At 34.8% G+C, this 26,809-nt stretch carries 28 protein-coding genes and 1 tRNA gene; 17 read left to right on the top strand and 12 right to left on the bottom strand.

Annotated features, from left to right (window positions below; all coding sequences use genetic code 11):
* Positions 1 to 44 precede the first annotated feature (44 nt).
* From DDD_RS04480 to DDD_RS04470, 3 genes are all read left to right on the top strand, one after another.
* Positions 45 to 1,298 (top strand): alpha/beta hydrolase-fold protein, encoded by a 1,254-nt coding sequence (locus DDD_RS04480; protein ID WP_015361574.1) that lies wholly within the window; start codon positions 45 to 47, stop codon positions 1,296 to 1,298.
* 242 nt (positions 1,299 to 1,540) lie between these two features.
* On the top strand, positions 1,541 to 2,395 hold the full coding sequence (locus DDD_RS04475) for a sulfotransferase family protein (protein ID WP_015361573.1): 855 nt from the start codon (positions 1,541 to 1,543) through the stop codon (positions 2,393 to 2,395).
* Between the two features lie 316 nt (positions 2,396 to 2,711).
* The gene (locus DDD_RS04470; protein WP_015361572.1) at positions 2,712 to 4,448 is read left to right on the top strand and encodes an ABC transporter ATP-binding protein; all 1,737 of its coding nucleotides are present in this window, start codon (positions 2,712 to 2,714) and stop codon (positions 4,446 to 4,448) included.
* 233 nt (positions 4,449 to 4,681) lie between these two features.
* Here DDD_RS04470 and DDD_RS04465 read toward each other — a convergent pair whose 3' ends face one another.
* Positions 4,682 to 5,566 carry an NmrA family NAD(P)-binding protein gene (locus DDD_RS04465; protein WP_015361571.1) on the bottom strand — a complete coding sequence of 295 codons (885 nt, stop codon included), beginning with the start codon at positions 5,564 to 5,566 and terminating at the stop codon, positions 4,682 to 4,684.
* A gap of 132 nt (positions 5,567 to 5,698) precedes the next feature.
* Here DDD_RS04465 and DDD_RS04460 point away from each other — a divergent pair, with 132 nt between their 5' ends.
* Positions 5,699 to 6,013, top strand: a complete 315-nt coding sequence (locus DDD_RS04460) for a winged helix-turn-helix transcriptional regulator (RefSeq protein WP_015361570.1) — start codon at positions 5,699 to 5,701, stop codon at positions 6,011 to 6,013.
* A gap of 215 nt (positions 6,014 to 6,228) precedes the next feature.
* On the opposite strand, the gene DDD_RS04455 is transcribed toward DDD_RS04460, so the two are convergent.
* The 4 genes from DDD_RS04455 to DDD_RS04440 all read right to left on the bottom strand — a co-directional run bounded on the left by DDD_RS04455 (position 6,229) and on the right by DDD_RS04440 (position 9,376).
* Entirely contained in the window at positions 6,229 to 6,816 is a 588-nt protein-coding gene (locus DDD_RS04455; RefSeq protein ID WP_015361569.1) for a DUF6642 family protein, read from the bottom strand.
* 149 nt (positions 6,817 to 6,965) lie between these two features.
* Positions 6,966 to 7,694: a LytR/AlgR family response regulator transcription factor gene (locus tag DDD_RS04450; protein ID WP_015361568.1), complete on the bottom strand. Its 729-nt coding sequence runs from the start codon at positions 7,692 to 7,694 to the stop codon at positions 6,966 to 6,968.
* Complete coding sequence (locus DDD_RS04445) at positions 7,691 to 8,761, bottom strand: sensor histidine kinase (RefSeq protein WP_015361567.1); 1,071 nt, start codon at positions 8,759 to 8,761, stop codon at positions 7,691 to 7,693. Before DDD_RS04445 ends, DDD_RS04450 begins: the two co-directional genes overlap by 4 nt.
* Positions 8,762 to 8,764: 3 nt before the next feature.
* Positions 8,765 to 9,376, bottom strand: a complete 612-nt coding sequence (locus tag DDD_RS04440; RefSeq protein ID WP_015361566.1) for a hypothetical protein — start codon at positions 9,374 to 9,376, stop codon at positions 8,765 to 8,767.
* Between the two features lie 189 nt (positions 9,377 to 9,565).
* On the opposite strand from DDD_RS04440, the gene DDD_RS04435 reads away from it, so the two are divergent.
* The 8 genes from DDD_RS04435 to DDD_RS04400 all read left to right on the top strand — a co-directional run bounded on the left by DDD_RS04435 (position 9,566) and on the right by DDD_RS04400 (position 17,343).
* Positions 9,566 to 11,965, top strand: a complete 2,400-nt coding sequence (locus DDD_RS04435) for an outer membrane beta-barrel family protein (RefSeq protein WP_015361565.1) — start codon at positions 9,566 to 9,568, stop codon at positions 11,963 to 11,965.
* Positions 11,966 to 12,117: 152 nt separating this feature from the next.
* Complete coding sequence (locus DDD_RS04430) at positions 12,118 to 12,585, top strand: anthrone oxygenase family protein (protein WP_015361564.1); 468 nt, start codon at positions 12,118 to 12,120, stop codon at positions 12,583 to 12,585.
* A gap of 74 nt (positions 12,586 to 12,659) precedes the next feature.
* A complete protein-coding gene (locus DDD_RS04425) occupies positions 12,660 to 13,535 on the top strand; it encodes an RNA polymerase sigma factor (protein ID WP_015361563.1) in 876 nt (291 codons plus the stop codon).
* Complete coding sequence (locus tag DDD_RS04420) at positions 13,535 to 14,446, top strand: alpha/beta fold hydrolase (protein ID WP_236613397.1); 912 nt, start codon at positions 13,535 to 13,537, stop codon at positions 14,444 to 14,446. Before DDD_RS04425 ends, DDD_RS04420 begins: the two co-directional genes overlap by 1 nt.
* A 183-nt stretch (positions 14,447 to 14,629) precedes the next feature.
* Positions 14,630 to 15,124, top strand: coding sequence for a hypothetical protein (locus DDD_RS04415; RefSeq protein ID WP_015361561.1), 495 nt, complete (start codon positions 14,630 to 14,632; stop codon positions 15,122 to 15,124).
* A gap of 26 nt (positions 15,125 to 15,150) precedes the next feature.
* Positions 15,151 to 15,381 carry a hypothetical protein gene (locus tag DDD_RS04410; protein WP_015361560.1) on the top strand — a complete coding sequence of 77 codons (231 nt, stop codon included), beginning with the start codon at positions 15,151 to 15,153 and terminating at the stop codon, positions 15,379 to 15,381.
* Positions 15,382 to 15,632: 251 nt separating this feature from the next.
* Positions 15,633 to 16,661: a DUF4198 domain-containing protein gene (locus DDD_RS04405; RefSeq protein WP_015361559.1), complete on the top strand. Its 1,029-nt coding sequence runs from the start codon at positions 15,633 to 15,635 to the stop codon at positions 16,659 to 16,661.
* 1 nt (position 16,662) lies between these two features.
* Positions 16,663 to 17,343, top strand: a complete 681-nt coding sequence (locus tag DDD_RS04400) for a HupE/UreJ family protein (protein ID WP_015361558.1) — start codon at positions 16,663 to 16,665, stop codon at positions 17,341 to 17,343.
* 85 nt (positions 17,344 to 17,428) lie between these two features.
* Here the strand turns inward: DDD_RS04400 and DDD_RS04395 are convergent, their stop codons facing one another.
* The 3 genes from DDD_RS04395 to DDD_RS04385 all read right to left on the bottom strand — a co-directional run bounded on the left by DDD_RS04395 (position 17,429) and on the right by DDD_RS04385 (position 19,421).
* On the bottom strand, positions 17,429 to 17,899 hold the full coding sequence (locus tag DDD_RS04395; RefSeq protein WP_015361557.1) for a hypothetical protein: 471 nt from the start codon (positions 17,897 to 17,899) through the stop codon (positions 17,429 to 17,431).
* Positions 17,900 to 18,010: 111 nt separating this feature from the next.
* On the bottom strand, positions 18,011 to 19,114 hold the full coding sequence (locus DDD_RS04390) for a heparan-alpha-glucosaminide N-acetyltransferase domain-containing protein (RefSeq protein WP_407635537.1): 1,104 nt from the start codon (positions 19,112 to 19,114) through the stop codon (positions 18,011 to 18,013).
* Positions 19,115 to 19,347: 233 nt separating this feature from the next.
* Positions 19,348 to 19,421 (bottom strand) — tRNA-Asp (locus DDD_RS04385).
* A 277-nt stretch (positions 19,422 to 19,698) separates the two neighbouring features.
* Between DDD_RS04385 and DDD_RS04380 the strand changes: the two genes are divergently transcribed.
* Entirely contained in the window at positions 19,699 to 20,502 is an 804-nt protein-coding gene (locus tag DDD_RS04380; RefSeq protein ID WP_015361555.1) for a Cof-type HAD-IIB family hydrolase, read from the top strand.
* A gap of 49 nt (positions 20,503 to 20,551) precedes the next feature.
* Here the strand turns inward: DDD_RS04380 and DDD_RS04375 are convergent, their stop codons facing one another.
* Positions 20,552 to 21,088, bottom strand: coding sequence for a hypothetical protein (locus DDD_RS04375; RefSeq protein ID WP_015361554.1), 537 nt, complete (start codon positions 21,086 to 21,088; stop codon positions 20,552 to 20,554).
* Positions 21,089 to 21,139: 51 nt separating this feature from the next.
* On the opposite strand from DDD_RS04375, the gene DDD_RS04370 reads away from it, so the two are divergent.
* Entirely contained in the window at positions 21,140 to 22,264 is a 1,125-nt protein-coding gene (locus DDD_RS04370) for a tetratricopeptide repeat protein (protein WP_015361553.1), read from the top strand.
* Between the two features lie 62 nt (positions 22,265 to 22,326).
* On the top strand, positions 22,327 to 22,773 hold the full coding sequence (locus DDD_RS04365; protein ID WP_015361552.1) for a hypothetical protein: 447 nt from the start codon (positions 22,327 to 22,329) through the stop codon (positions 22,771 to 22,773).
* Here DDD_RS04365 and DDD_RS04360 read toward each other — a convergent pair.
* Both DDD_RS04360 and DDD_RS04355 read right to left on the bottom strand, forming a co-directional pair.
* Positions 22,745 to 23,887, bottom strand: coding sequence for a glycosyltransferase family 2 protein (locus DDD_RS04360; protein WP_015361551.1), 1,143 nt, complete (start codon positions 23,885 to 23,887; stop codon positions 22,745 to 22,747). The genes DDD_RS04365 and DDD_RS04360 overlap by 29 nt on opposite strands.
* Positions 23,884 to 24,795, bottom strand: a complete 912-nt coding sequence (locus DDD_RS04355; protein ID WP_158441675.1) for a lysylphosphatidylglycerol synthase domain-containing protein — start codon at positions 24,793 to 24,795, stop codon at positions 23,884 to 23,886. Before DDD_RS04355 ends, DDD_RS04360 begins: the two co-directional genes overlap by 4 nt.
* Before the next feature lie 18 nt (positions 24,796 to 24,813).
* Between DDD_RS04355 and ruvC the strand changes: the two genes are divergently transcribed.
* Together ruvC and DDD_RS04345 are read left to right on the top strand one after the other, a co-directional pair.
* Positions 24,814 to 25,368: a crossover junction endodeoxyribonuclease RuvC gene (gene ruvC / locus DDD_RS04350; RefSeq protein WP_015361549.1), complete on the top strand. Its 555-nt coding sequence runs from the start codon at positions 24,814 to 24,816 to the stop codon at positions 25,366 to 25,368.
* A gap of 3 nt (positions 25,369 to 25,371) precedes the next feature.
* Positions 25,372 to 25,881: a rhodanese-like domain-containing protein gene (locus DDD_RS04345; RefSeq protein ID WP_015361548.1), complete on the top strand. Its 510-nt coding sequence runs from the start codon at positions 25,372 to 25,374 to the stop codon at positions 25,879 to 25,881.
* Here DDD_RS04345 and DDD_RS04340 read toward each other — a convergent pair.
* Positions 25,878 to 26,789: a hypothetical protein gene (locus tag DDD_RS04340; RefSeq protein ID WP_015361547.1), complete on the bottom strand. Its 912-nt coding sequence runs from the start codon at positions 26,787 to 26,789 to the stop codon at positions 25,878 to 25,880. The two genes, DDD_RS04345 and DDD_RS04340, sit on opposite strands and share 4 nt — an antisense overlap.
* Positions 26,790 to 26,809 lie beyond the last annotated feature (20 nt).

Here is a 26,809-nt window from a genome sequence, read left to right as displayed (position 1 = left end):
GTGAACCAATTAAAAAATAACTAACAACTCTTAATAAATATAAAATGAATACAATTTTAAAAATAGTATTGACAATAGGGCTCTTTATTGTCTTTCAAGAAATATCGGCACAATCAAAGTTGATTCCATCGAGTGAATTTGAAACTGAAATTATTGATACCTTATATTCAGAGACATTGAAAGAATATCGAGAGTTTTGGGTTAAACTCCCTGAGAATTATAACCCAAATAGTAGTGTAAAATATCCCGTTGTTTATTTGCTGGATGGATTTTCTTTGAAAGAAAATTTAGAAGAAGTTTATGACAATTATTGGGGACATTATTTGCCTCATATGATTCTAATTGGAATTTCTAACAAAACTGACAGGATACGGGACTTAACTACTTCACAGATCAAAATGAGGCGTGGACAAGCAATGGATAAAGAAACTGGCGGTGCTGAAAACTTTACCCAATTTATAGAAAAAGAACTCATCCCATACATTGACAATAAATATCCCACTACGCCTTACCGTACATTAATAGGCCATTCATATGCAGGACTGTTTACGGTAAATATGCTGATTAATCATAAGCATCTCTTTCAAAACTATATAGCCATAGATCCAAGTTTGGATTGGGACAACCAAAAATTATTGAAGGAAGCAAAAGAAAAGCTGAGATCAGAAAATTATGAAGGTAAATCTCTTTATGTGTCTTTAGCAGCAGAACAGCTACATATGTGGGATGAAGAAATAACCATGGAGAATATTATGGACGACTCTTCAGAATTCACTTTGTTTGCACGTTCCATCATTGACTTTTCAACTTTTGCAACCTCTCAAAAACAGAGCGGATTAAATGTATCATGGAAGGTGTACAATGAAGATTTACATGGTACAGTTCCGCTCCCAACGATGAGAGATGGGTTGATTTTTCTATTTAAATGGTACCAGTTTAAATCTCCACAAAAATATAATAATCCTGAATCGACAGTAGAAGAATTGGTTAAGCTATTGGAAAAACAAGAAGAAATCTATTCAACGCATTTCGGTTATCCTTTCCCTCCAATGATTGAGGAATTGTTTAGTGGCTATGGCTATATGAATTTACAAATGGGGCAACCTGAAAAGGCATTTATGTTTTTCAAAACGAATATTGATTATTACCCTAACAGGGCAAGTGCCTATAATTCAATGGCAGATTATTATGAAGCACAAGGTGACTTTACTAATGCCATTAAACAGGTAAAGAAAGCTTTTGAAATAAGTGGTGACGATCTCTATAAGAAAAGAATTGAGGAACTTAAAGGAAAATAACTGGGGCAATCATTTTGTAGGAGTACTGGCAGTTGATGTCGTAAATTTCATAGTTAGTGTTCACTTCAACTTAGTAGTGACAATGATAGGAATCTACCACTTAATCTGCCAGTACTCACACAATTCACCGTTAGAGTCTAAATAGAGCTACATTTAAAAATAAAAATCATTTCAAGTCTTATGTTTTCATCTTGCGGTACCTCATTAAACTTTAATTAAAGTATGCTGTATCTTTCCAGATAATGTACGCAAGTCAAAAGAAATTTCCTATTTATACTCAAGTAAGTGATCGACCACATACTATTTGTGAAGCAATTGACCCCAAGGTATTTGATTATCCTTTTTTCAATGAAGGTATAATTGAATTAAAAAATCTTCAATATTCTAGTAAATCATATATTCTAGAAGACATTAAGAAATGTAAAGAAGAAGATTTACTCGAACTTAAAGGATTTATTTTTCACACTTCGCATTGCGGTTCCACACTTTTGTCTCGTATGCTCTGTAAATCATCAGAAATTAGAATTGTATCAGAAACTGAAGCCATAAACGGCTTATTACTCTCTTATTTATTTTACGAACTAGAAAAAAAAGAAGTCCTTGAACAGCTTAAATCTATAATTGATGCCTACCGCCAGCCATTACAAAAAGAACAATATGTGATATTTAAATTGGCTTCTTGGAATATTTTTATGACAGATTTATTTCAAGAATTGTACCCATCTACAAAATCTTTTTACATCGATAGAAACACAGAAGAAGTAGTTGCTTCACTTCAAAAATCAAATGGAGGAATGCAAGATTGGTTCTATCATCCTGTCGATTGTTTACGCAAACATTTCGTGGGAAACGATCGTCTATTTAACAGCAAAGAGAAATTCTTAACTTGCTTAATAGAAAATCACCGAAAGCAATATCTTAAATTTAAGAATGAGAATTTATGCCTTATCACTTACCCTGATTTTCTAGAACAATTTGATACTACTATTCTCAATCATCTCGATTTAAATTATTCAGCTCAAGAAATCAATAAAATGAAATCAGAAATGAACTATTATTCCAAATCTCATGAAAAAAAACGCTTCATTACCGCTTAAAAATTAGAATTAGATCGATACCGTTAGTTATGCGATGGTTTTAATGGCGATCTAATTAGGGTTTTGTTTCTCGCTTTCGCGAAAGCGGAAAACAACAAATTTATCTACATTATCTCTTTTGTCTGTTATAAAACTAGCATTTGGAAATCATTTTATACCGATATTTAATTTAAGACCCATAATTGCTTAAGAAAATGAAAGCAATACTATAATATTGGACTTAACAAGTTAGTTGAAGTCCATCGAGTGTTGTCATAAATGCCAAAATGGTGTTTAATGGTATAAATAATACATATCTCATTTATAGTTCCTAAACATGTCAGAGAAAAAAGTAAGTATTTTAAGTGCCTTCAAGACCATCATCTGGCCTAGGAGAAGACTAGTTTTTATAGGGTTATTTTTAATTGTAATCAGTAAAGCGGCAAGTTTTGTAGCACCATTATCGCTTAAATACTTGATGGACGATATTATTCCTAATAAAAATGTGGAGTTCCTCAAAGGTCTGGTTGCTGCAGTAGCATTAGCCATTCTAGTTCAGGCGATAACTTCCTTTCTTCTTACTAAAATATTGAGTGTACAAGCGCAATACCTGATCTCTGAATTGAGAGCACAGGTGCAAAAAAAGGTATTGTCATTACCTATTCGGTTTTTTGATAATACTAAATCTGGTGCATTAGTTTCACGAATTATGAATGATGTAGAAGGCGTACGTAATTTAATAGGAACAGGACTGATACAACTGGTAGGTGGCTCGATAACAGCAGTGGTTTCATTGGTGCTTTTAATACGCATTAGTTGGACGATGACTTTATTTACATTAATTCCGTTGGCAATTTTTGCTCTAATTGCATTAAAGGCATTCAAGTTTATAAGACCCATTTTTAGAAATAGAGGTGTCATTAATGCTGAGGTTACAGGTAGATTAACAGAAACTCTAGGTGGTGTAAGAGTCATCAAAGGATTTAATGCCGAAGAGCAAGAAAATAAAATATTTGAAGAAGGAGTAGAACTACTGTTTCAAAATGTGAAAAAGAGTTTAACTGCAACAGCATTTATTACCAGTTCTTCGACTTTTTTGTTGGGTCTCGCTACCACAGGAATTATGGGAATAGGTGGTTATAAAATTATGATGGAAGAGTTGACCATCGGAGATTTTTTAACCTTTACTTTTCTATTGGGATTGATGATTGCCCCAATTGTGCAAATGAGCAATATAGGGAGCCAACTTACAGAAGCTCTTGCAGGTCTGGACCGGACGGAAGAATTAATGAATATGACGCCTGAATCTGATGAAGACAATCGAACGGAACATTTAGAAAACTTTGATGGTCATATTGTTTTTAACGACGTTTCTTTTGCCTACGAAGAAGATAAAGAAGTTTTACACAACATCAGTTTTGAGGCAAAATCAGGTGAGGTCATTGCGCTGGTAGGTAGTTCCGGTTCTGGAAAAAGCACCATAGCAGGACTTGCAGCCACCTTTTTAAATCCGCAGTCTGGTACTATTATTATTGATGGTCAGGATATCGCAACGATTAATCTGAATAGTTTTAGAAAACATCTAGGTGTCGTTTTACAAGATGAATTTCTTTTTGAAGGTACGATACGACAAAACATTCTTTTCCCAAGACCCAATGCTACAGAAGAAGAACTTATCGCAGCTGTAGAAGCAGCCTATGTTAACGAGTTTACCGACCGATTTGACGATGGTCTTGATACATTAATTGGTGAGCGTGGTGTGAAATTGTCTGGTGGACAGCGCCAGCGTATTGCTATTGCAAGAGCAGTTCTTGCAAATCCTAAAGTACTCATTCTAGATGAAGCTACTTCTAATCTAGATACAGAAAGTGAAGCTTTAATTCAAAAAAGTCTGGCACAATTGACTAAAGGAAGAACCACCTTTGTCATCGCACACCGCTTAAGCACCATCAGAAAAGCAGACCAGATTTTAGTCATAGAAAATGGCCGCATTGCAGAACAAGGAACCCATGACGATTTGATTGCTCAAGAAGGCAGGTATCATAATTTGTTTACCTATCAAGCGAGGATTTAAAAGATTAGGTTTTAAATTAAACCTTTCGAGTTGGACATATTTTAACCGTCATGGTAAAGTAATAATCCTAGAATCAACTTATTTAGCTTATAATTTCAAGTAACTCTACAAAGTCTGTGGTTGTAAAAAAAGTTGCTTCAAATAGAAGGGTTTAATTATTTTGAGCAATTGGCAGTAATTAGAAAAAAGCACCGTTCTTGAATTAGAATGATGCTTTTAAAACGTTGAAAAATTTACGTCCATTCGATTGAACTTGCCCAACTGTCGAAAGTCTGCAATGTTGCAGGTAACTTAATTAATGTTGATTCTCGTAATTTTTTAGCTTGTAAGTGCTCAACATTTTCTTCTACAAAACGATATATGTTAGCAATCTCTTTTGCTGTTTGAGTACCAAAACCATTTGTTAATTGACTTTCAAATTCATCAGGGTTTGTATGTACAAAATTGATTTTTTTACCAGAAATTCTAGAAACTATTTCAGCGATTTCATTACCACTTACAAGTTGAACACCACCGATATAAAACTTTTGACCTATTAATTGAGGCCTTTTTAGAGCTTCTAAAACAAAATTTGATAAATCTTTATGACTCATCCATGCGATTTTTTTATCAGCTGGAACTGGATAAGGAATAATTCCATTGGATTGAATTACAGGTAAAAGAAATGGGGCTGACAAATTATCCATGTAAAGGGTGGGACGTAATGAGATATAAGGTAAATTTTCTTTATCAAAATAATTCTCAATAGCTAATTTAGAGTCAAACGCCGACAGTCCAACTTTTTCGTGATATACGGGCAAATTGGTATTAAACACAAAATGTTTAACATTTGAATTTTTCCACGCGTAGACAATATTTTCGGCAAACTTAAGGAGTTTTTTCTCATCAAAAATCAGTGGGAATGAAAGGACTACTTTGTCAATTCCATGAAAGGCTGTTTGAAGACTTTCTTTATCTTCAAAGTTGCCAATAGCTATTTCTATCCCTTGAGATTGTAAAACGGTAGAATCTTCATCTCCCAAAATTAGTCCTCGGATAGAGTAATCATACTCCAAAAGAGTTTTAACTATTGAGAAACCTTGAAAACCAGTAGAACCAGTTACTAAAACTTTATTCATTATTAAAAATTTTTAAATTTAAAAGCGAACAAATATCTATATTTACATCCTTTTAGTCAAGTACCTACTTTTTTGTAGGGTACTAACCCAAATGTTAGATTTACTGATTATGAGTAATATATAGTAAGATAAATGAAGAAAATAGTTAACGAAGATACAGATTGTCCTATAAAAAGGACTTTAGATATTATAGGTGGTAAATGGAAACTACGATTGATATCACAAATCGGGAAAGAAACAAGAAGATATGGAGAGCTGAAAAAATTAATTCCAGAAATAAGTGAAAAGATGTTAATTCAAGAATTAAAAAGTTTAGTTGCTTTTGGTATCGTGAAAAAAAAGTCCTTTAAAGAAATCCCACCTAGAGTTGAGTATACATTATCTGAGAAAGGCTTTGAAGTATTACCTATAATCGAAATAATGAAGGAATTTGGAAAAGCTAATTAATAAAACCTAAAATCAACTTATGTGGTTTAAACAGTCAAATTGAGGTTGAGGTTTTATAAAACCAAGTCGCCAGTGTTTGTCAAGCATTCTTGTGCGTTAAGAGTTTAAACGGAAACACAAATTTGATAAAACTTTTATTTTTAAGTTTAAATAATTTGACTAAAATTAATTCGATATTTTATTCTTCAACGCCTTATAACAGCCAAAAAAAATTCTCAATAATACAATCTAAAACCGAGAAGCGTGCACAACTTACTGTGCTTATTGTACATGGTTTTTACAACTTCTTTAAGGTCATCATCTTTGTAGAACTGACTAAAAAACACGCGGTCTATGGTAAACGCACTGGACAAACTTTCTGAAGGATATTCATATCCAGAAACAGCTCTCGCGCCAGTTACATCGATGAAGTATTGTGATTCTTCATCGGTAAGATCTAAAATTTTCTTATTTGCAAAATGAATGACTTTACCGTCTAATTTACCCTCAAAAAGCTCTGCGATCTCCTCCATACTATAGTAATAGTTGTTGATAAGAACGTTATTTGCGTCTCCAGGAATGACCAAATATATGATCTCATAATCTTTAAAGTTATGATCATCGTAGAGCAAATAATTCAAGCTTTCTTCCAAGCCTTCCATAGTATCGCAGGCTTTGTAGATACTGGTAATATTTTGATTTAAAGCGATGTCTTCAAGGATTTTCACAACCTCTGTAGTTTCAATTGCATCAGCGTCTGGCACTACTTCCAGGCAATAGATAAAATTTTCGACATCGGTTATGGGGATTTCTAGTTCACTCATCAATATTATTGCTTTGCTATGAAAACCTTGGACGTATTTAACCAGAGTAATTACATCACTTAAGACTTAAAAAGATCCTGATTTTTCAACGAATTTTAAAGTTTCCGCTTTCGCGAAAGCGAAATTATTAAATAAATAATAACAGCATGTTAGAATATTAACTTCTTTAACTCCTCCACATAACCGCGGCTTACACGTACCATAGAATCATTATTCATTTTTAGAACGTAGCCTTTACCATATTTTTCGGCAGTCTTGATTTGTTTAAAGTTAATTAACGAAGAGCGATGAACTCGTAAGAATAAGTCAGGACTCAAGCGTTCTTCCATGGTGGATATACCGTTATTACTAACAAACACATCGTTTTGAGAATGTATTTTGGAATAGTCTCCGTAGGCTTCTACCCATAAAATGTCCTTAACTTTGAGCGTTACAAGTTTTTTATTTTTATTGACCAGTACCTGATCAGGATATTTTTGCTGATCTTGTAAAAGACTATCTGCTAGAGAATTAATATTGTTGATCTCATTATCTTTTTTAATGCGATGGACAGCTTTGGCAAACCGTTCTTTAGTATATGGCTTTAACAAATAATCCACCGCATGAACTTCAAAAGCTTTAAGTGCATACTCATCATAAGCAGTAGAGAAAATGACTTGTGGTATTTCGGTCAGTTTTTGCAACACTTCAAAACCAGTTAATCCGGGCATTTGAATGTCTAAAAAAACCAAATCAGGCTGAAATTCTCTAATAATTTTCACGGCATCCACACCATTATTTGCTTCTCCTAAAACGATAAGTTCTGGATAATCCTGTAAGTATTCTTTAATTAAATCACGGCCAGCACGCTCGTCGTCTATAACTACTACTTTTTTCATATAGAAAACTGAATTTTTAAACCACTAGGATCGTTGTGTAAAATTTCTAGCGTAGTGTTATAGGTTTTTTGAAGTCTCAATTTAGTATTAGTAAGTCCTATTCCTTTATCTAAAAGCGTTTCTGTGTTTTTTACACCTACGCCAGTGTCGGCAATGATAAATTTAAGTTTTTCACTTTCTCTAAATATTTTTATAGAGATCTCGCCTCCTTTGATAAGCGAACTCAAACCATGTTTGACACTGTTTTCTACTAACGGTTGCAGTAACATAGGCGGCACTAATTCTTGCATCAAGTCTTCAGGAACATCAATGGTCACTTGAAGCCGGTCTTCAAATCGTTCTTTTTCTAGATCCAAGTATTTTGAAACAAAGTCCAGCTCTTGTTTTATAGTTACTTTTTCCAGTTTTGTAGCTTGCAACTGGTACCTGAAAATATCAGAAAGCTGAGCGATCATTCTGCGTGTGCGTTCATTTTCGGCAGGGACAGAAGCATTGATAGTATTAAAAACATTGTATAAAAAATGCGGATTCAGCTGTGCTTTGATGGCAGATAGTTCGCTTTTAAGTGCCGCCTGACGTAGTTCACCTTCTACAATAAGTTTGCGCTGGTTTTCTTTAAAATAACGATAGGCAAAAAAACAACCGAATTGAATCCATAAAAACAAAGATGGAATATACCAATCCCAAACTTTAGAAGTTCCCTCGAGATGCCACTCGCCGGCGTTATCAAGAATGGAATAACGCAAATCACGCAATAGCCAGACAGATAAAGGTACCATTAATGCAACCACAACGATCTGTAAATAATTAGAATAAGTTCTTAAAAGAAAAATCCCCAAAAACCAGATACCTAAAGAACCAAAAAAATAAAAGGTATACTGCATTCCAGAACGTTCCCAAAAATCATGAAATTCAAGATACTGATCGTAAAATGTGTAATTATCGCGACTTCCTAAGTATCCCAATACAATATGGTAGATAAAGGCAAAAAATAGATAGAACAGAAAAACACCCAAGATTTCTCGAGTGTTGATCTTCATGAATCGGCTATTCAATAAATTGGTCATTTGTTATTTTTTAGAACTGGTATCAAATACATACCAAAACTCACCATCTTTAGGATCAAAGCTCAATTTAAGCAATCCTTCTGGAGATTCCACAAGATAATGATTTGTTACAGGCACTTTATCGCCGTTGATCCATGCCCAAGCTATTCCATCACTATACTTAAATATGAGACCATTGGAGAATACGGCTAGCAGCTCATAAACACCATTTTTTTCTTTTTGAGTAATTTCTTTTTTAGTTAAATAAGGTTGTGGGCTACTACTTTCCTCATAAGTTGAAATTTCCTTTTTGTAAGCCTTGTTTTTCCTTTTATTATAACCATTTGCATAAATATTGGACAATATAAAAACCTCTAGTCTACCACCGTCAGACTTTATGATTTCTGGTTTTTTACTCCATGGAACTACGATTGATAAGGTGTAATCTCCTGTAACATCTATGGCTTCTTCATTATTGATGATTTTTTCATTGCCGTTTTCATCAATAAGTGTAATCTGGGCGTCTTTAGGATAGTTATAGGTAATATCATCGTTCTTTTTTATGATGGTGTAGTAATCTTGTCCGTAAGCACTCATGCAAATAGAAAAAATGAATAAATAAATTAAAGTTTTCATAGTCGTGTTTTTTAAATACAGCACAAACTTACAAGTCCCTATCTGTTTCATAAAGTGATTTACGACCAGTCGCCCTATAAACTGTTGAGTTGACCTCGGGCGACTGGTCGTGCTATAGAGCTGCTCATCAGTTATGGCTTTCAGTAAGATATAGCGAGACGCATTTTTACGGTATCAAATTATAACCCTATGAAATTATCCGTATTATTTTTAGCGCTATTCATAACTCACTGCGCCTATTCTCAAAATTATTCTGTAGAAGGAAGACTTATAGATGAGAATAAAGAACCCATTTCCTTTGCCACTATAATCGTGAAGACTGCTGTAGATTCCGCTTTCGCGAAAGCGGGAACAACATCCACAGATGGATCATTTCAATTGCAGAACTTACCAAAAAATTCCTATTTAATAGAGTTCTCAATGATGGGATACAAGAAGAATATCAAGTCCATTGAACTCACAGAAAATTTGGATTTAGGAGAGGTCCTATTAATAAGTGTTCCTGAATCTCTAGATGCTATAGTGGTGAGTACCACAAAACCTATCGTACAAGTGCTGGCAGATAAAACCGTGTTTAACGTAGAAAATACCATCAATGCAGTAGGAACTAATGGTCAGGAATTGTTGCGTAAAGCGCCAGGAGTGGTTCTGGATAATAACAATAACATTATTCTTGAGGGAAAAACAGGAGTTCAAATATGGATCGATGGAAGACCATCCAGACTAGCAGGAACAGATCTAGAGAATTTTCTACAGTCGCTTCAGGCTGCAGATATTGAATCTATCGAACTCATTACACAGCCTTCATCTAAATATGATGCGGCAGGAACCGCCGGGATCATTAATTTTAAATTGAAAAAAGATAAAGGCCTGGGGACAAATGGGTCTTTAAGCACCACTGCAACCTCAGGTGACTTTTTACGAACTAGCAATTCAATCAATTTCAATAACCGAAATAGGAAAGGTAATTTATACGGTAACTACAGCAATAACTTCGGTAAAAGTACTGGGTTTTTGTACCTCAATAGAACTCAAAACGGTATTAATTTTAATGCCAGAACACAAAGCGTTTACAATCGCAATACTAATAATATACGGTTAGGATATGATTACCTTGCCTCTGATAAAAGTACCATAGGCGCGCTAGCTAGTACGAGCCTAAGCAACCGTTTTGATTCTAATAATTCCAGAACTCCAATACGAAACCTAAGTCGTACCGTGAATGATAGTGTTTTAGTAGCAGCAAATAACAGCCAGACAAAATCTCAAAATTCTAACTTTAATCTCAACTATAGATTTAAAGATAAGTTGAACCATGAATTTAATGTCGATCTCGATTACGGCTATTATAATAACGATCGAGAAACCTACCAGCCTAATGTTTATTTCAATGGAGAAGAAACAGCTGTTTTAAGTCAAAATATCACACAACAAATAACACCTATCCAGCTAGACATTCTCGCCTTGCGCATGGATTATGAGCAAGATTTCTTAAAAGGAAAAACAGCAGTAGGAATAAAAGGTTCTTATGTAAATGCCGATAATAATTTTATGTTCCTCAATCAGGAAAGCGGCACTTTTGTATTGAATAATGACCAGAGCAATCAGTTTGAGTTTATAGAACGCATTTATGCAGCATATATCAATTACAATCGTACTCTTGGAAGATTTAATCTACAAACCGGAGTGCGCATGGAGCACACCACTTCAGACGGTAATTTGACCAGTGACCAAGAGAATATAAATAACAGAGTAAAACGATCTTACACCGATTTCTTTTTGAGCGGTGGTTTGACCTATAGCGCAAGTAGAAATCATCAATGGGGACTTACTTTTAGCCAGCGTATCCAGCGGCCTAATTACTCCTCGCTTAATCCTTTTGAATACCAGCTGGACGAGTTGAGCGCTCGTCGTGGAAATCCATTCCTACAACCTCAGTATACCGATAATTTAAAACTGAATCATACCTTTAAATATCGATTCAGTACTTCATTGAGTTATGCCTACACGTCTGACTTTTTTACTCAAGTAACCGAGCAAGATGGCGCAAATGGGAACTTTATCAATGAGCGCAATATTGCTGATCAAGAAGTGTGGAACCTGTCTATTTCTTACCCTTTCCAGATTACAAAATGGTGGAATTATTACATAAGTCTCAATGCCTCTTCTATTACCTACACGTCTACAGATCCTAATTTTGTTTCTACCAGTCAGGAAACTTTGGGTTTTTACATGCAAAACACGATCAGTTTGCCTAGAGATTACCGTCTAGAGGTTTCTGGCTGGTACAGCTCACCATCCGTTTGGGGCGGTACTTATGAAACAAGGGCTTTGGGTTCACTGAATCTTGCTGTACAAAAAAAGTTTCTAGATAATAAGTTGAACATAAGACTGGCTTTTAACGATGTGCTATTTAGCAGCTTTTGGCAAGGAACTACTCGCTTTGGAGAATTGTTTATCGACGGCTCTGGAGGAAGCGATTCCCGTAATGTTGCCTTAGGATTGACCTACAACTTTGGAAGCTCAGAGATCAAAAAAGCACGCAGTCGTAAAACGAGTCTAGAAGATGAAAAGAGTCGAGTGGACTAGTTTGAAAAGATGTTTTATTGCTGTTCCGCTTTCGCGAAAGCGAAAATATTAACTAATAAACTCATAAATTAATGAAGCTATATTAGAATTATACTTTACAAAGTCTTTACACATTTAAAGAAGTGCTGTCTAAATAATAAATTCTATGTTTTATGAAAAAGCTTCTTCCCTTCATTGCAATAATCGCTTCAGGAGCGTTTATTGGAAATATGATCAATATAGGACTTAGTTATTGTTTGCACTGGCAGTCATTAGATCCTATCGTTTTTATGGAGACTTTTAAAGTGGACTTCCCACTTTTGTTAGGACCTACGGTTATTACTTTACTGCCTGCCTTTATAGCTACTTTATCATTATTTCTTATGACCAAGGATAACAAACTAGCTAGAAAATATTACCTCTTTGCTTTTTTTGGTTTACTGCTCACGATAATTCAAACTTCAATTTATCATCTACCCATGAACCTTAACTTTATGGAGTTAAAATACAGTGCTACAGAAGCGTCTAGCAAATTACAAGGCTGGGTGTTTTTTCATTGGTTGCGTATTGGAATTGCCATCGTTGCAACGGTTTTTGCCCTATTAGGTTTTAAACAATCAAATCTTTCGTTAAACAAATAATCATCAAGTGTCAAATAGAAGATGTATCTTAATCTACAAAATCTAATTGACGCTTTCTCATAAAAGAATAAGTAATGAATCCATTTTCTGCGGCATATCCTTCAGACCAGCTAGACAAAGAGTTGATAGAATTAACCTTGAAAGGTGATAAGAAAGCTTTGAGCTTATTGATAAAAAATCATCAGGCTTATATTTATAATGTAGCCTGGAAAATGACTGGCAACGTAGATGATGCAAAAGATTTAAGTCAAGAAGTCTTGATTAAGATTATTACTAATCTAAGCCAGTTTAAATTTAAGAGCTCTTTCCGTACGTGGGCTTATCGCATTGTTTTTAATCATTTTATAAACGATAAGAAAAAAATGAATTTTGTGATTCCTACAAATTTTGAAGAAATGGGCAAACAACTTAATGCTGCGCCAGACCATGAAATGACGCCAGAAGAACAGAAAGAAAAGCAAGAATTGATAAGAGAAGTGCGACTCAACTGTCTATCTGGTATGATTCTTTGCCTTAATAAAGAGCAAAGACTCATTTATATCATAGGAGAAATATTTGCAGCAAATCATACCATAGGCTCAGAAATTATGGAAATGAGTAAGGCAAATTTCCGGATGAAATTAAGTAAAGCCAGAAAAGACCTTTATAACTTCATGAATAATCAATGCGGTCTCGTAGATAAAAACAACCCATGCAGGTGTCATAAAAAAGTAAAAGCTGCGGTCGATATGAAATTTATTAACGCCAAAGACTTACTGCATAATAGACCAGAATATGAAACATTCCAATCGCAACTGCAACCTGATGCCGATTTCTTAACCGCAAATGCCGATCTTAAATATGCCGAGTTACAGCAAAATTTATCTTTTAAAAATGACTTTGATAAAAAACTATTTATTGAAGATATTCTAGACAATGAAAGTTGGAAATCTATTTTAAATTTGAATTAATGTCCTTACCGCAACACATCAGTATTTTTTGTTCTCAATCAAAGCTACCCATGCGAGTTTTTACAACTTGTTTTGTTGTTTTTGTGATGACACTTTTTTCTTCTTGTACCGTGTTGCAATACCGCAAAACAGATAAAGAAATGTTGCAGACATTTCAAAAAAACGATGTCCAGACCAGTTTTGTTTATCATCAAGTGGATAGTCTTAATTTTAAAGTACGAGCGCAAAAGGTATCTAAAGATGGCAACACGTACAATATTATCTTTATTCATGGAGCGCCTAGCTCCTTAGTTGCGTGGCAAGCCTTTTTATTAGATGAAGAACTGGCCTCACGAGCAAATTTATATGCCGTAGATCGTCCTGGATATGGTTATACGAGTTTTGGCAAGGCATTACCGTCTATCGAGCAACAAGCCATTGTTATCAATGGATTGTTAGAAGAATTGAACCTTAAAAATATGGTAGTTGTTGGGTCTTCTTATGGCGGTCCTATTGCTGCTAGAATTGCTGTGATTAATAAAAATGTGGATGGAGTTATCATGATTTCTGCTGCAATTGATCCTTCTATCGAAAAAGATATCTGGGCGTCTCGTTTTACACGGTGGAAACTGACTAGATGGATCGTTCCTACAGGTTATCGTGTCGCTGGAGATGAGAAAAAAGTACACGCAGCAGAGTTGCAAAAAATAGAAAAGGATTGGCCTCAAGTGACTGTTCCTATAGCACATTTTCATGGCGATGCAGACGATATTGTTCCTGTAGAAAATTTAGTTTATACCGATAGCGCTTTCGCGAAAGCGAGAACAAAAACATTTCCTGATGTAGGTCATGAGCTCGCATGGAAAAACCCTGAAATCATGAAAGATGAGATCCTATCTTTTTTAAAAGAATTGAGCAAGTCTAAAGAGTGAATCTACAAGCGATTTAAGTTTCCAAAAGTTTTAAATGTTCTAGAGGCTCATTTAATAGGAATAGGTTTTACTAGCACTCAAGACGAATCTTTTATTTGTTTTTTTAAATGAAGTCTTTACACATAGAGTTAGTTGCTGTCTAAGTAATAGAAACAAATTTCAAACAACTCAATCTACGTGCAAATGGACAATTTCATAATTATCAACGCGCAAGCTATTCTTGGAGCTATAAGTATTATTCTAGGATTTAAAATCTGGATACAACCACGGCTGGAGCATTTATCATTTTATAATTCATTGTTGCCGCTTGTTTTTATAAATACATTCAGGTACTTAGGCCTCACTTTTATGGCAAAAGAGCAATTCTATTCTGGATTTCCAACCGACTTTTTAACGACTGTTGGTTTATGGGACATGGCTACCTCAATTCTGGCAATTATAGGAGTTTTTGCCTTAAAAAACCGCTGGAAATATGCTATTCCTTTTATATGGATATTTAATATAGTCGGATTTGCAGATTTGATTACTGCTTTTCCTCAATTTTTCTCTTTAAAACTTTATGAATATGACTTAGGTACCATCTGGTTAGTTTTTATTACCTATGGATTAGTTGTTTTCTTAAGTCATATTTATATTTTCTATCGTTTGTTGGCCAATAAAAAGGCTCTGAAAAGTTAAAAAACGTTTATTAATACCTCTAATTTATGGAATTCCCTGAGCCTACTGTACTTGTTTTTAGGACATCTATAGAAAGTGAAAAAGATATTAAGATTGTTACCCATTATTTAAATAATCATAAAGCGATTTTTTCTTGGAATCTAGATTTAGAAGATTGGGAAAATATATTGAGGCTTGAGGTGGTAAATACCATTTTTACTAGAGATATCATTAAAAACATTAAACGTTTAGGTTATGAATGTGAAGAGTTGCATTGAAAGAAATATATAGAAGGTTGTAGTTCAAGTTTTATTTTTTGTGAAAGATGTTTGTTACAATTCCGCTTTCGCGAAAGCGGAATCTACATAAAGTCTTTAAAAATTAAATCATCTCTTCATTAAAATGAAATCTTCTATTAAAATAGGCTCTTATGTTATAATATTCCTAATTTGATACTGGCTTAGAAGCCAAAAAGGGCATTTATCTCATATTTGTTTTAAATTGTCTTTTAGGACTTTTATCAAACATTATGAATAAGAAAATACTTTTAGGTGCCGTTGCTATTCTTTTGCTGTGCAGCCACGACATGTTCTTGAAATTAGATAACTACTTTCTTGAGCCAGAAACGCCAGCTGTTATAGAATTAGTAAATGGGACTTTTGAAAACAGTGAAAATACCATCGATCGCAACAGAATGCTGGATGTGAGCCTAGTAGGAAACGGTCAACGTACAGAGGTAGATTCTACACAATGGTTTGAAAAAGACTTGAGCACTTACTTAGATTTCACCACGGGAAAATCTGGAACTTGGATTGCTGGAGTTTCTACGGCACCTAGAAACATAGAAATGGAGGCCGAGCGGTTTAACAACTATCTGGATCACGATGGAGTTGTAGATATGCTTCAATATAGAAAAGATAACAACGAGCTTGATCAAGATGCGGTTGAGAAGTACTCTAAGCATGTGAAGACTATTTTTCAAGTAGGAAATGATAAGAGCGAGGACTGGAAAACAGTTATGGGTTACCCTATTGAATTTGTACCCTTAGAAAACCCTTATGAGATCCATGCAGGTCATGATCTTCAAGTACGTTTGCTATTGAGAGGAAAACCTCTTAAAAATCAGTTGGTTCTTATCGGTAATAAAGAGGATCATCAACACGCCGCAAATGGAACACATTCTCATGACGGTGGTGAAGAGCATTCACATGACGATAACGCAGGAAAAGAACATTCTCATGATGACCTAAAAGAAGTACGTACAGATAAGAATGGAATCGTTAAATTTAACCTAGATTCTAGCGGCGTATGGTTTCTTAAAACCATTCACATGGAAAAGTCAGCTATAGAAGGGCTCACTCATGAGTCCAATTGGGCGACGCTTACTTTTCAAGCAGGAACTAGCGATCATAGCCACGATAATGCAAGCCACAGTCACGACACTGCAAAGCATGATCATCATGATCATGAAGAAGGCGGCATTCCTTCTTATGTGTTTTGGATCGGGAGTTTTGTTCTCGTAGGAATTCTTTTCTTTTTGTTTAACAGGAAAAAATAAGATGTTTAAGAATCCCAAACTATTACTTTCACTTGGTTTATTTTTTATTCCTGTTGTTGTATTTGCTCACGATGTCAGTTCAGGAGATCAAGAAATACTCAACAACGGCGGTTTACTATCTTATATATGGGTAGGAGCCAAACACATGGTTACTGGTTACGATCATTTGTTGTTTCTTGCTGGAGTTATTTTCTTTTTAAAAAGCATCAAGGATATTTTAAAGTTCATTACGGTATTTACCATAGGCCATAGCATTATGCTTATAGGAGCTACGTTTATGGAAATTCAGGTAAACGAACACATCATAGATGCAATCATAGGTCTAAGCGTGCTGTATAAAGGTTTTGAGAACTTAAAAGGTTTTGAAAGGTATTTTAATGTAAAAGCACCTAATTTATTCTTGATGGTTTTATTATTCGGATTGATTCATGGAATGGGGCTTTCTACACGATTGCAATCTTTTGATATGGGAACTGATCAAGTTCTTTTAAAGATTTTAAGTTTTAATCTAGGAGTAGAGTTAGGGCAAATAATAGCTTTAATACCTATTGTTTTATTAATTAGATTATGGAAGAAAAAAAGTAGTTATCAAGCTTTTTATAAAGCCTGTAATATCTACTTAATCATTGCTGGTGTATTACTTTTTCTATATCAAATGGCAGGATACTATAATATTCTTTAGGAGCTATTAAATTCATATAGCCTTAAAATAGAACACAAAAAAACCGCTCTACAGCGGTTTTTAAGTTGGGGAAAGAAAAATAATTTTAGTTTCCTTTCATTTTATTTTTTAAATCTGCAGCAGCTTTATCGGTAGCGGCTTTGGTTTTTGCGGCAGCATCGTCTACTGTTTTACCAGCTTTGTCCATGCCGTCTTTTGCAGCACCTTTGATGTTTTCGCCAGCTTCTTTCATAGCGTCCATCCCATCTTTAGCAGCACCTTTAACGGCATCAGCTCCTTCTTTTGCTCCGTCTTTGATATTTTCAACGCCTTCGTTTGCTGCGTCTTTCATATCCTTTCCAGCTTCGTTCATTGCTTTACCAGCTTCCTTAGCTCCATCTTTGATGTTTTCAACACCTTCGTTTGCAGCGTCTTTAAGGTCTTTTCCAGCCTCGTTCATTGACTCTCCAGCCTCTTCCATTCCGGCTTTTGCGTCATCCATTCCTTCTTCTACTTCTCTACAACTTGTAGTAAAGATTAATCCTAGAGCAAAAACTCCAACTAATAATTTTTTCATGGTTAATTTGTTTAATTACGACACAAATTTAAAGCGATATCATAAATTATATGAATTGATTCATCGTCTTGAAGTTAAATCGTTAAAAGGTGATTTTTAGGGATAAGTGAATTAGCTAGAGGAAACTCTAGCGTCCCATAATTTTCTAATCTGTTTGTAGACAAATTGATTGGTTTTCACTCTATAAAGAGATAACGCACAAACTGTGGTGACAAATAACAAAGCGCCTATAATCGCTTGATAAGGATTCAAAGTTTTACCTATGACTTGATGTAAACCTATTCCAGTAAGACTACCATATATGATGACAAAGTGAATCACATAAATAGAAAGCGTTTTTTGTCCTATTTTTAATATTAAACTTTGTTTTATGTAGCGTTCTAATAAGTAGAACAGTCCTAATAGGATAAGTACATTACCTAAACGAGTAAACAAGTAATTGTAATAGGCAACGTCTTTAAGCAATTGGAAATCGGTTTTTAAATAAATCCAATTAAAAAACCAGGAAGACTTCCAGATCAGGGCAGTTCCTATAATGATTAATCCAGTGATCAAGGTCGTTTTAAATCTGGGTTTTTCTAGAAAGCCGTAAAATAAGGTAGCAATAAATGCTCCGTACGCCGTATAACCAAACCACGGTATGATCGTAAACACAGAACCATTAGATTTAGAAAAATAATTAGCTATAAATAATGGAGTATCATAAAGGTCTAAAGAACGATATAAGGGTTCACATAGAAATACAGTACTTGCGAGACAAAACATAATAAAAGAAAACACAGCAGATTTCTTGAAAGTAGCCAGATAAATTAAAACGGTTATTAATAGTGATAAACCTATACATTGTAGCACGTCTACAATTAGAAAATAGTCTTTAAAATCTCCCTGAATCCAATCAAAAACTGGTGCTCTAAGCGCATATCCTATTGCAATAAGCATGATGCCTCGTGTGATACCTTTTTTAATACGTTTACCACTAGTTCCATTTTTTTTAGACCTCATTAATAGATAGGTGAAAATGATTCCAGAAATTGTAAAAAATGTAGGAGCTGTAATACCTCTGAAGTATCCCCATACTTGAAATACAGTATTACCGTCATCTCTATATTCTATTGCGAGAAGCGTATCAACAAAATGCCCTTGTAGCATCATGATAATAGCAAATGCTCTTACGGCATCGATAAAGAATAAGCGGTTTGGTTTCAAAAAAAGCACATCTTAAACCGCAAAGCTACGGTATTAATTTAATTGTGATTTTGTGATACGAGAACATTTGAGGTTTTTGGAAAAATTGCGTACTCAAGATAAATAAGTTTCAAAACTTCCCTAAAACAAAAAAGCCTCTCCTGTTCGGAAAAGCTTCTCAAAAAGTGTCTGTTGACACCTTCTCAAATCCTCAAGTATTTCTGAGGACACACAACTTGATTTGCATACTTAAAAAAGTATAGCGGTCTGGACGAGACTCGAACTCGCGACCTCCTGCGTGACAGGCAGGCATTCTAACCAACTGAACTACCAGACCGTGTTCTTATAGAACGACACTAATACATTTCTGCGTTAGCGGATGCAAATATACTTTTCATTTATGAATAGACAAGAGTTTTTGAATTTTTTTTCAAAAAAAAGCGATTATTTTTTACTCGGCTCAAATAGCTGTAACTGGTCTACTTAAAATACCTTTTCTAATAAGATGAAAATGAAATAAATAAGTGATGATCGCGCTTTGAAATCATTTTTCCATTTAACCTGATTTTTTTACACTTGCAAGGCATTTCTTTAATAGTATCTATATTTGATCTATGATACAACTTTTTGCAACAGATATAGACGGGACACTACTAGATGAAAACAGGTTTTTGTCGCATCGTACGATCAAGACGTTAAAAGAACTAACTATTCCTAAAATTCTGATTTCTGCTCGCATGCCTCAAGCAATGTATTATTTGCAAGATGCTTTAGACATTATGGGTGAAGCTATTATTTGCTATAACGGTGCGTTAGTGCTGCATGGTGATGAGGTTCTTTTTGAGCTAGGGATTCCATTTGATGAGGTGCAAGCGCTGGCTGCTATAGGTGAAGAGCATGGACTTCATGTAGCTTTTTACCGCAATGAAGAATGGTTTGTGCCTGCTTTGGACCATTGGGCAAATAGAGAGATTAATAATACTAGAGTTCATCCTACGGTGCAATCCACTGCTGTGACCTTAGATTATCTTAAAGAAACATCAGAAAAGGGAAACGCGCATAAAGTGATGTTCATGGGTGATGAAGATGGAATGGATCTCGCTTTCGCGAAAGCGGAAAAAGAACTCACCTCAAAAGTACATTTATACAGATCTAAAAATACCTACACAGAAATCACGCCTAAAGGAACGTCAAAAGAAGTCGCCTTGAGGAAATTGCTGGAATTCAGGTTTCCTGATATAGCAATGAAAAATGTAGTAGCCTTTGGCGATAATTATAACGATACTGATATGTTGAAGGCGGTAGGTTATGGAGTTGCTGTAGAAAACGGAAGAGACGAAGTTAAAAAAGCAGCTGCTTACATAACAGCGCATCATAAAAAAGACGGCGTAGCGATCTGGTTAGAAGAAAACACATAAAAAAGGCAGCCCTAATTAAAGGAGCCGCCTTCTTCAAAAATCATTATTATTAATCGATTTTGATAATATCTTTTTGTTGTAATCCTGAAATACTCATTACCTCATCATAATTTGTTACATCTAAAGTGCTGGATTGTAATTCTACTGGAAGAATGACTATTCTGAAAGTTTGATTAGAAATATCTCCTGGCGCTAGTTGACTCAGATCTGTACTTGCCGGTGCATCAATGAAAATGCGTGCATCTCCATTAGTCGCGTCATAATTGTATTGAAATTCACCGAAGTTGGTGTAAATAGTTTGAGGTAATAACCTCCATACATCAACAAGCCCACCATTATTTCCTGGTACCTGATCCCAAAGAATATAAACTAATGTCATATCATCTGGAAATACGGTAATATTTGCAGGGTAATCTATAAGCACTTCATAATCTGGAGCAAAAAAGTCTACTGTCGATTCAAAGGATTGTGCAACGACATTAACTCCATCGGCACCATCAAAGCCATCAAATCCTGGAGGTCCTTGAGGTCCTTCACAAGCGGTTAATGTAATAGCTAGAGCAAAAAGTAATGTAATATATTTCATAATAGATAGTTTTGATTTTATCGTTTCAATAAGTGTGCCTAAATTTAGAGCATGAAAGATGTATTGATTCTTATTGTATTGTTAACTTCCATATTTAGTCCAGCTCAATTTAAGGTTGCAGATAGTCTTGCGCAGGCTGGTAAATATCAACTGGCTATAGAAGAATATAAAAAAATTCCTGATAGCGAGTTTAAACTAGCTAAAGCATACGTTCTGTTAGGCGATGTGTATGCCGCTCTAGCGACTTATGAAAAAGGATTCCAAAAAGACTCGATAAGTACCACACCGCGATTTGAGTATGGACGATTAGCATTGCGCAATAATGATCCTGTTACGGCTTTTGGAATGTTTGATGAACTTATAGAAGAGGTGCCAGATAATGCTAGTTATAGGTACTATTTAGGTCAGGCATTAGTAGATTTAAGCAATGATGCTGGAGCTATTTCCGCTTTCGCGAAAGCGGTATCCTTAAACAAATCTTACCGCGCAGCAAGAATCGAGTGGATCAAACTACTCATTAAAAATAGAAAGTTCAACGACGCCATAAACACAGCGCAACCTGCTCTGGAATTGTATCCAAACGATATTAAAATAAACAGTCTTATCGCACAAGCTTATCTAGGTGCTAAACGCTATGACAAAGCAATTGAACACTTTGAGCTTTTATTTGAATTAGGTAATGATACAGATTTTAATAGAAAAAATCTGGCCTGGTCGTATTTTAACGATCAACAATGGCAACTCGCGATTGATAATTACAATATCTATAACCGCGATTATGAAGATAAAAATAGCTTGATCTATTTTATAATGTCTAAAGCTTATCTCCAGTTGGAAAAGTTTGTAGAAGCACAAGATCATATTGAGCAATCCATCCAATTTAAAACGCCAGAGCTGCATCAAGAATATTTACAGCTAGCAACAGTTTATGTGCGCATGGGTGATTATAAAAATGCATTTTATGCTACCAAAAAAGCAAAAAATGAAAAGCCAGAAGATGATATTATAGGTTATCAATATGCCATCGCTGCAGATCAATATTTTGCAGATAAGGAGGAGAAATTATCCTATTATGAAGAATTTATCGAGCAGTATCCTACGAGCCGCTATCAAGAAATGGCAAATGCGCGGGCTAAAGATTTACGCAAAGAAATCTTTCTGAGTGCCAAAAAATAGAAAGGTCGTATTTTAGCTATATGAACTATCGACTGTTTTCTTTATTACTGATAATTTGCTTCATGGCAACTTCTTGCTTGAGCGATGAGGAAAAACGAGAACAGGCAAATTTAAAGGCGCAAAAGGAACTGGAATATTACGATATGTCTTCCATCGATAGTTATCCAGTTTTTAAGGATTGTGACGAGATGCTCACCACACCAGATTGTTTTTATAAAAACCTTCAAAGCACAGTTTATAATAAATTAAGAGTAGAAAAAATACCGATACGGCTTGCTGTAAAGGATAGCGTTTACTTGTCTATAACAGTTGCAAAATCTGGTCAGATAAAATATGACAGTATTTTCAAATGCGCAAAGGAGATTGATAAGTTTAAGATTGATAGCCTTCTACAAACACGTTTAAACGACCTGCCCGTTATTGAAAGTGCCAGAAAACGTTCTATCCCTGTAAGCAGTTCTTACCGACTACCTATTGTTTTTATTCCTGTGGACTCACTGGAGTATTAATTTTTCTTCCTTGCCAGTCTGATTTCTTAAGCGATAAAAAGGATATCAAAATTACCAGTATAGGATAGATGAGGAAATTAATAGGAATAAATCTCCATTTTACATTCTCAAAAAAACGGTCGCTTATAAATAACACCATCACGTCAGTAAAAAGTTTGGTCGCTAGAATGCCTACAAACATTGGAGAACTTATCATTTCAAAAACCCAGAACAATGGACTTAAAACAAACAACAAGCTCATAGCTAGCACTTGAAAGCTTACTAATTTGTTGAGCATGCTCCTAGTTTCAGAGCCTTTTTGTGCCCATCGTGCTCTTTGAGAGATCATGTCTTTGAAACTGTCCTTTGGAAAAGTAGTAAGGATTGCCTCCTTATTTTTTAGGTAATGACATTTCATAACATCTTCAGCAGCTAGTTTTTCTAATAGGAAAATGTCATCGCCACTCGAGATGTGATCGTTTCCTTCATAACCGTTGACTTCTTGAAAAGCACTTTTTGTAAAACTCATGTTAGCACCATTACACATAAAAGGTTGCCGAAATGAAAAACCACCTACAGTAATTAATTGTAATGCATCCATTTCTTGAGTTTGTAGGCTAGAAATAATACTTTTCCTTTGGTCTATCATTACAGGAGCAGCTACAAAATGAGCATCGGGATGTTTGTTGTAAATAGCATTATAGGAAAGCAGCCATCTTTGAGGTAACATACAATCGGCATCTGTAGTGATGATGTGGTTGTGTGAACTGAGTTCTATTGCTTGAGAAATTCCATCTTTCTTACCGCTTGCAGATTCTATTTTACGATCTAAAAGTTGAATGTTGATATATGCATTCTCATTTTTAAATTGTTCTAAGATCGCATGACTTCTATCTGTAGAATGGTCGTTAATAAATATCCATTGTATAAGGTCGAGGTCGTATTCTTGACTTTTGATACTAGATAACAGCACTGGTAAATTCGCCTGCTCATTGCGATAATTTATAATTACCGTGAAAGGAAGCAGTTTTTCAGTATTCTCTACTTCAGTTTTAGGATAAGTAAGTAGTTCTTTGGACAACAAAATGATAACCAGTGCATATCCACAAACGATAAATAAAAATAACCAACTCATGAGGTTGCTATTTTTAGTTTTTGAAACGGTAAAATAGCGCAACCTAAAACCGTAGGAAAAATGGAATTAGTAATCCAGATAATGGTTGTCGCAAATAGAATGGATTCGGCATTATAAAGACTCCCATTAAAAATATAAGAAGCAACCGTCCATTTTAAAGCGATATCAAAAATTTGAATCACAGGAATAATAGAAACGAGAAGGTAGTATATCGTGATATTCCTCATTATTATAAAAAGCGATGCCTCATAATCTAGTAGAACAAGAACAATGAGCCAGTTGCTAGCAAAAATTAAATATCTTAAAAGGGAATACATCAATATCTTTATCCATTGCTGTGTGTTTAGAATATCAGATTGCCATTTTTTTGAAATCCATAAGTAAATCGTAAAAACTAGGACACAAATAAGAGCTGAGCAAAATATCAATAAAAAAATGCTATCAGATGACTGATTCTTGATGTAAAATACAACTCCACAGATCCCAAGAGTGCTGGTAATTACCATTTGGGCAATGTTTCCTGCCAAGATTCTGCTCAGTATTTTTTTTCGAAGCTCTTTTTTAAAAAATGTACTTTTTAAAGCAAACTCGCCAGCTCTAAACGGCGTGATAAAACTGGCTGCTTGAGCGGTGAGGTTTTGTAGCACGCTTTCGCGAAAGCGTAACTTATAAAAATCTTTTATTAAAAATTGCCATTTTTTAGATTCTATCATCCAGCTGCCTATACTTAAAAGTAATAGAGTAGGTAAAGTCCACCAGGGTAGTTTTTTGATTAAATCAGATAGAGTGCTAAGACTTAATGGTCGCTCTAACCATTGATGGTAAAGCAAGTACACGCATAGCGCAATGATGCACATTTTTATTAATGGAGCAAAGAATTGCTTAGATTTGTGAAGCGCGATGGACATGTGCGAAAAATACAACAATTGGCAAAAGAAAAAATCATTCTCGGTATAGATCCTGGAACAGCTATTATGGGTTTTGGGATTATTCATGTAAAAGGCAATAAGATGCACTTTGTACAAATGAATGAGCTGGACATGAGAAAAATAACCGATCCTTACACGAAGTTGAGACGTATTTTTGAAAGAACTATTGAATTAATCGACACTTATCATCCTGATGAAATTGCGCTGGAAGCACCGTTTTTTGGTAAAAATGTGCAGTCCATGCTCAAATTAGGTAGAGCGCAAGGTGTTGCCATGGCTGCTGGATTATCCAGAGATATTCCAGTGTTTGAGTACGCACCGTTAAAAATTAAGCAAGCGATAACAGGCAAAGGAAGAGCAAGCAAAGAACAAGTGGCAAAAATGTTGCAGAGTCTTTTGGGTATTAAAGAATTGCCTAAAAACTTAGACATGACGGATGGTCTTGCAGCAGCAGTATGTCATTATTACAATAGCGGAAAAGTTACAATCGGCAAGAATTATACAGGTTGGGCATCATTTGTGAAGCAAAATGAAAAACGAATTAAAAAATAAATGATGAATAAATTATTTTATCTGATTGTTATTCTTCTAGTCGCAATGCCAATAAGCGGTATAGCACAAGAAAAAGAATCTCAAGAAAAAGGTATTCCAGAATTACTTAAAAGTTATAATAGAAGAACGGTTCCTTATGTGACTGTACAAACTTTAAAAATGGAATATGATGACTATATTATACTAGACACGCGTAAGAAAGAAGAGTATAAGGTGAGTCATTTACCTAATGCTATTTGGGTAGGTGAAAAATACAATCCTGAAAATTTTCCTGAGATTAATAAAGAAGATAAAGTGGTTGTTTACTGTAGTGTAGGCATCAGGTCAGAATCTTTTGGTGAAGACTTACAAAAAAACGGATTTGAAAAAGTCTATAATTTATACGGGAGTATTTTTTCTTGGAAAGATGCTGGATATCAAATTGTAGATGCTGAAAACAAACCAACTGAAAAGGTTCATGTATTTGGGAAAACCTGGGCAAAATACCTTAAGACAGGCGAGAAAGTTTATTAACGGTTCTGTGTAGCAATAGTCAATTGATACAGTTGCGACGGTGATAAAGCCTCGTCTTCACCCAATTTTATTTGGGTAGTTTCAGATGAAATGAGGTAGGTTTCTTTTTGATTATTACTCTTTAAAAAAGTGATGCCTTCCACTTGAGCGCCACCTTTTATTTGAAGATCTGTTTTTTTAATAAAAGTAAATGTGCGGTCGTCATAATCTACTTCATAAACAAAAGCCTCTAGACTACTATTGTAACCAGATAAGAGCACTTTATCGTTTCCGTTAAAAGTAGCTCCAGTGATTAAGCCTTTAACGTTATAAGAGCTTATTTTTTGAGCTTTTTGGATGGGTTCATTCTTATCAATTTTGTAAATAACAGTAGTTTGTTTTTTCCAGTCTTTAGAGAAAACAAACAATTCATCTTTTATAGCAACTATAGATTCTGCATCATAAGGATGATCTTGATTACCCTTTTTGAAGCTCGTTTGATCTGGATAAGAAATTTGTAGTTTTTCTACTAGTGCATTTTCATCATTAAGATCGTTTATAGCAATCTTATAAATAGTCAGGTCTTTGCGGTTTCCATAATTATTACCTAAGTCTGCAATGTAGATATGAGTGTCGTCTTTAGTAATGTCTTCCCAATCTACTGCTTTCATATTTTTATAGGTCTTGCTATAGTGTAATTGTCCTTTCTGATTAAGAAAGTACAAAGTAGGTAGATCACCGCTGTCGTTGTGAGTAATAACTAGGTCGTCGATAATTTCAAGCCCAGAAGTCTCTGTAAGCTTGGGATCTAAAATTGTTAGGGTTTTTAGATCAAAATTATTTTTATCACTAACAGTTGTTTTTCCAGTAGGAGTCTTGCAAGCTATGATGCAGAAAAGGACAAGGAACCAGAATAACTGTTTAATCATTATAAAAAGTAAGAAGGATT

Origin of the sequence: Nonlabens dokdonensis DSW-6, assembly GCF_000332115.1 — a bacterium.
Taxonomy (GTDB): Bacteria; Bacteroidota; Bacteroidia; order Flavobacteriales; family Flavobacteriaceae; genus Nonlabens; species Nonlabens dokdonensis.
This window is presented reverse-complemented; position numbering and strand designations above follow the sequence as displayed.

Coding starts and splice junctions, on each gene's coding strand:
- DDD_RS04465 (WP_015361571.1), bottom strand. CDS start 5,566: ATGAATAAAGTTTTAGTAACTGGTTCTACTGGTTTTCAAGGTTTCTCA.
- DDD_RS04425 (WP_015361563.1), top strand. CDS start 12,660: ATGAATCCATTTTCTGCGGCATATCCTTCAGACCAGCTAGACAAAGAG.
- DDD_RS04345 (WP_015361548.1), top strand. CDS start 25,372: ATGAATAAATTATTTTATCTGATTGTTATTCTTCTAGTCGCAATGCCA.
- DDD_RS04460 (WP_015361570.1), top strand. CDS start 5,699: ATGAAGAAAATAGTTAACGAAGATACAGATTGTCCTATAAAAAGGACT.
- DDD_RS04445 (WP_015361567.1), bottom strand. CDS start 8,761: ATGACCAATTTATTGAATAGCCGATTCATGAAGATCAACACTCGAGAA.
- DDD_RS04405 (WP_015361559.1), top strand. CDS start 15,633: ATGAATAAGAAAATACTTTTAGGTGCCGTTGCTATTCTTTTGCTGTGC.
- DDD_RS04395 (WP_015361557.1), bottom strand. CDS start 17,899: ATGAAAAAATTATTAGTTGGAGTTTTTGCTCTAGGATTAATCTTTACT.
- DDD_RS04360 (WP_015361551.1), bottom strand. CDS start 23,887: ATGAGTTGGTTATTTTTATTTATCGTTTGTGGATATGCACTGGTTATC.
- DDD_RS04470 (WP_015361572.1), top strand. CDS start 2,712: ATGTCAGAGAAAAAAGTAAGTATTTTAAGTGCCTTCAAGACCATCATC.
- DDD_RS04400 (WP_015361558.1), top strand. CDS start 16,663: ATGTTTAAGAATCCCAAACTATTACTTTCACTTGGTTTATTTTTTATT.
- DDD_RS04430 (WP_015361564.1), top strand. CDS start 12,118: ATGAAAAAGCTTCTTCCCTTCATTGCAATAATCGCTTCAGGAGCGTTT.
- DDD_RS04380 (WP_015361555.1), top strand. CDS start 19,699: ATGATACAACTTTTTGCAACAGATATAGACGGGACACTACTAGATGAA.
- DDD_RS04480 (WP_015361574.1), top strand. CDS start 45: ATGAATACAATTTTAAAAATAGTATTGACAATAGGGCTCTTTATTGTC.
- DDD_RS04370 (WP_015361553.1), top strand. CDS start 21,140: ATGAAAGATGTATTGATTCTTATTGTATTGTTAACTTCCATATTTAGT.
- DDD_RS04420 (WP_236613397.1), top strand. CDS start 13,535: ATGTCCTTACCGCAACACATCAGTATTTTTTGTTCTCAATCAAAGCTA.
- DDD_RS04340 (WP_015361547.1), bottom strand. CDS start 26,789: ATGATTAAACAGTTATTCTGGTTCCTTGTCCTTTTCTGCATCATAGCT.
- DDD_RS04355 (WP_158441675.1), bottom strand. CDS start 24,795: ATGTCCATCGCGCTTCACAAATCTAAGCAATTCTTTGCTCCATTAATA.
- DDD_RS04440 (WP_015361566.1), bottom strand. CDS start 9,376: ATGAAAACTTTAATTTATTTATTCATTTTTTCTATTTGCATGAGTGCT.
- DDD_RS04415 (WP_015361561.1), top strand. CDS start 14,630: ATGGACAATTTCATAATTATCAACGCGCAAGCTATTCTTGGAGCTATA.
- DDD_RS04450 (WP_015361568.1), bottom strand. CDS start 7,694: ATGAAAAAAGTAGTAGTTATAGACGACGAGCGTGCTGGCCGTGATTTA.
- DDD_RS04455 (WP_015361569.1), bottom strand. CDS start 6,816: ATGAGTGAACTAGAAATCCCCATAACCGATGTCGAAAATTTTATCTAT.
- DDD_RS04435 (WP_015361565.1), top strand. CDS start 9,566: ATGAAATTATCCGTATTATTTTTAGCGCTATTCATAACTCACTGCGCC.
- DDD_RS04375 (WP_015361554.1), bottom strand. CDS start 21,088: ATGAAATATATTACATTACTTTTTGCTCTAGCTATTACATTAACCGCT.
- DDD_RS04365 (WP_015361552.1), top strand. CDS start 22,327: ATGGCAACTTCTTGCTTGAGCGATGAGGAAAAACGAGAACAGGCAAAT.
- DDD_RS04475 (WP_015361573.1), top strand. CDS start 1,541: ATGTACGCAAGTCAAAAGAAATTTCCTATTTATACTCAAGTAAGTGAT.
- DDD_RS04410 (WP_015361560.1), top strand. CDS start 15,151: ATGGAATTCCCTGAGCCTACTGTACTTGTTTTTAGGACATCTATAGAA.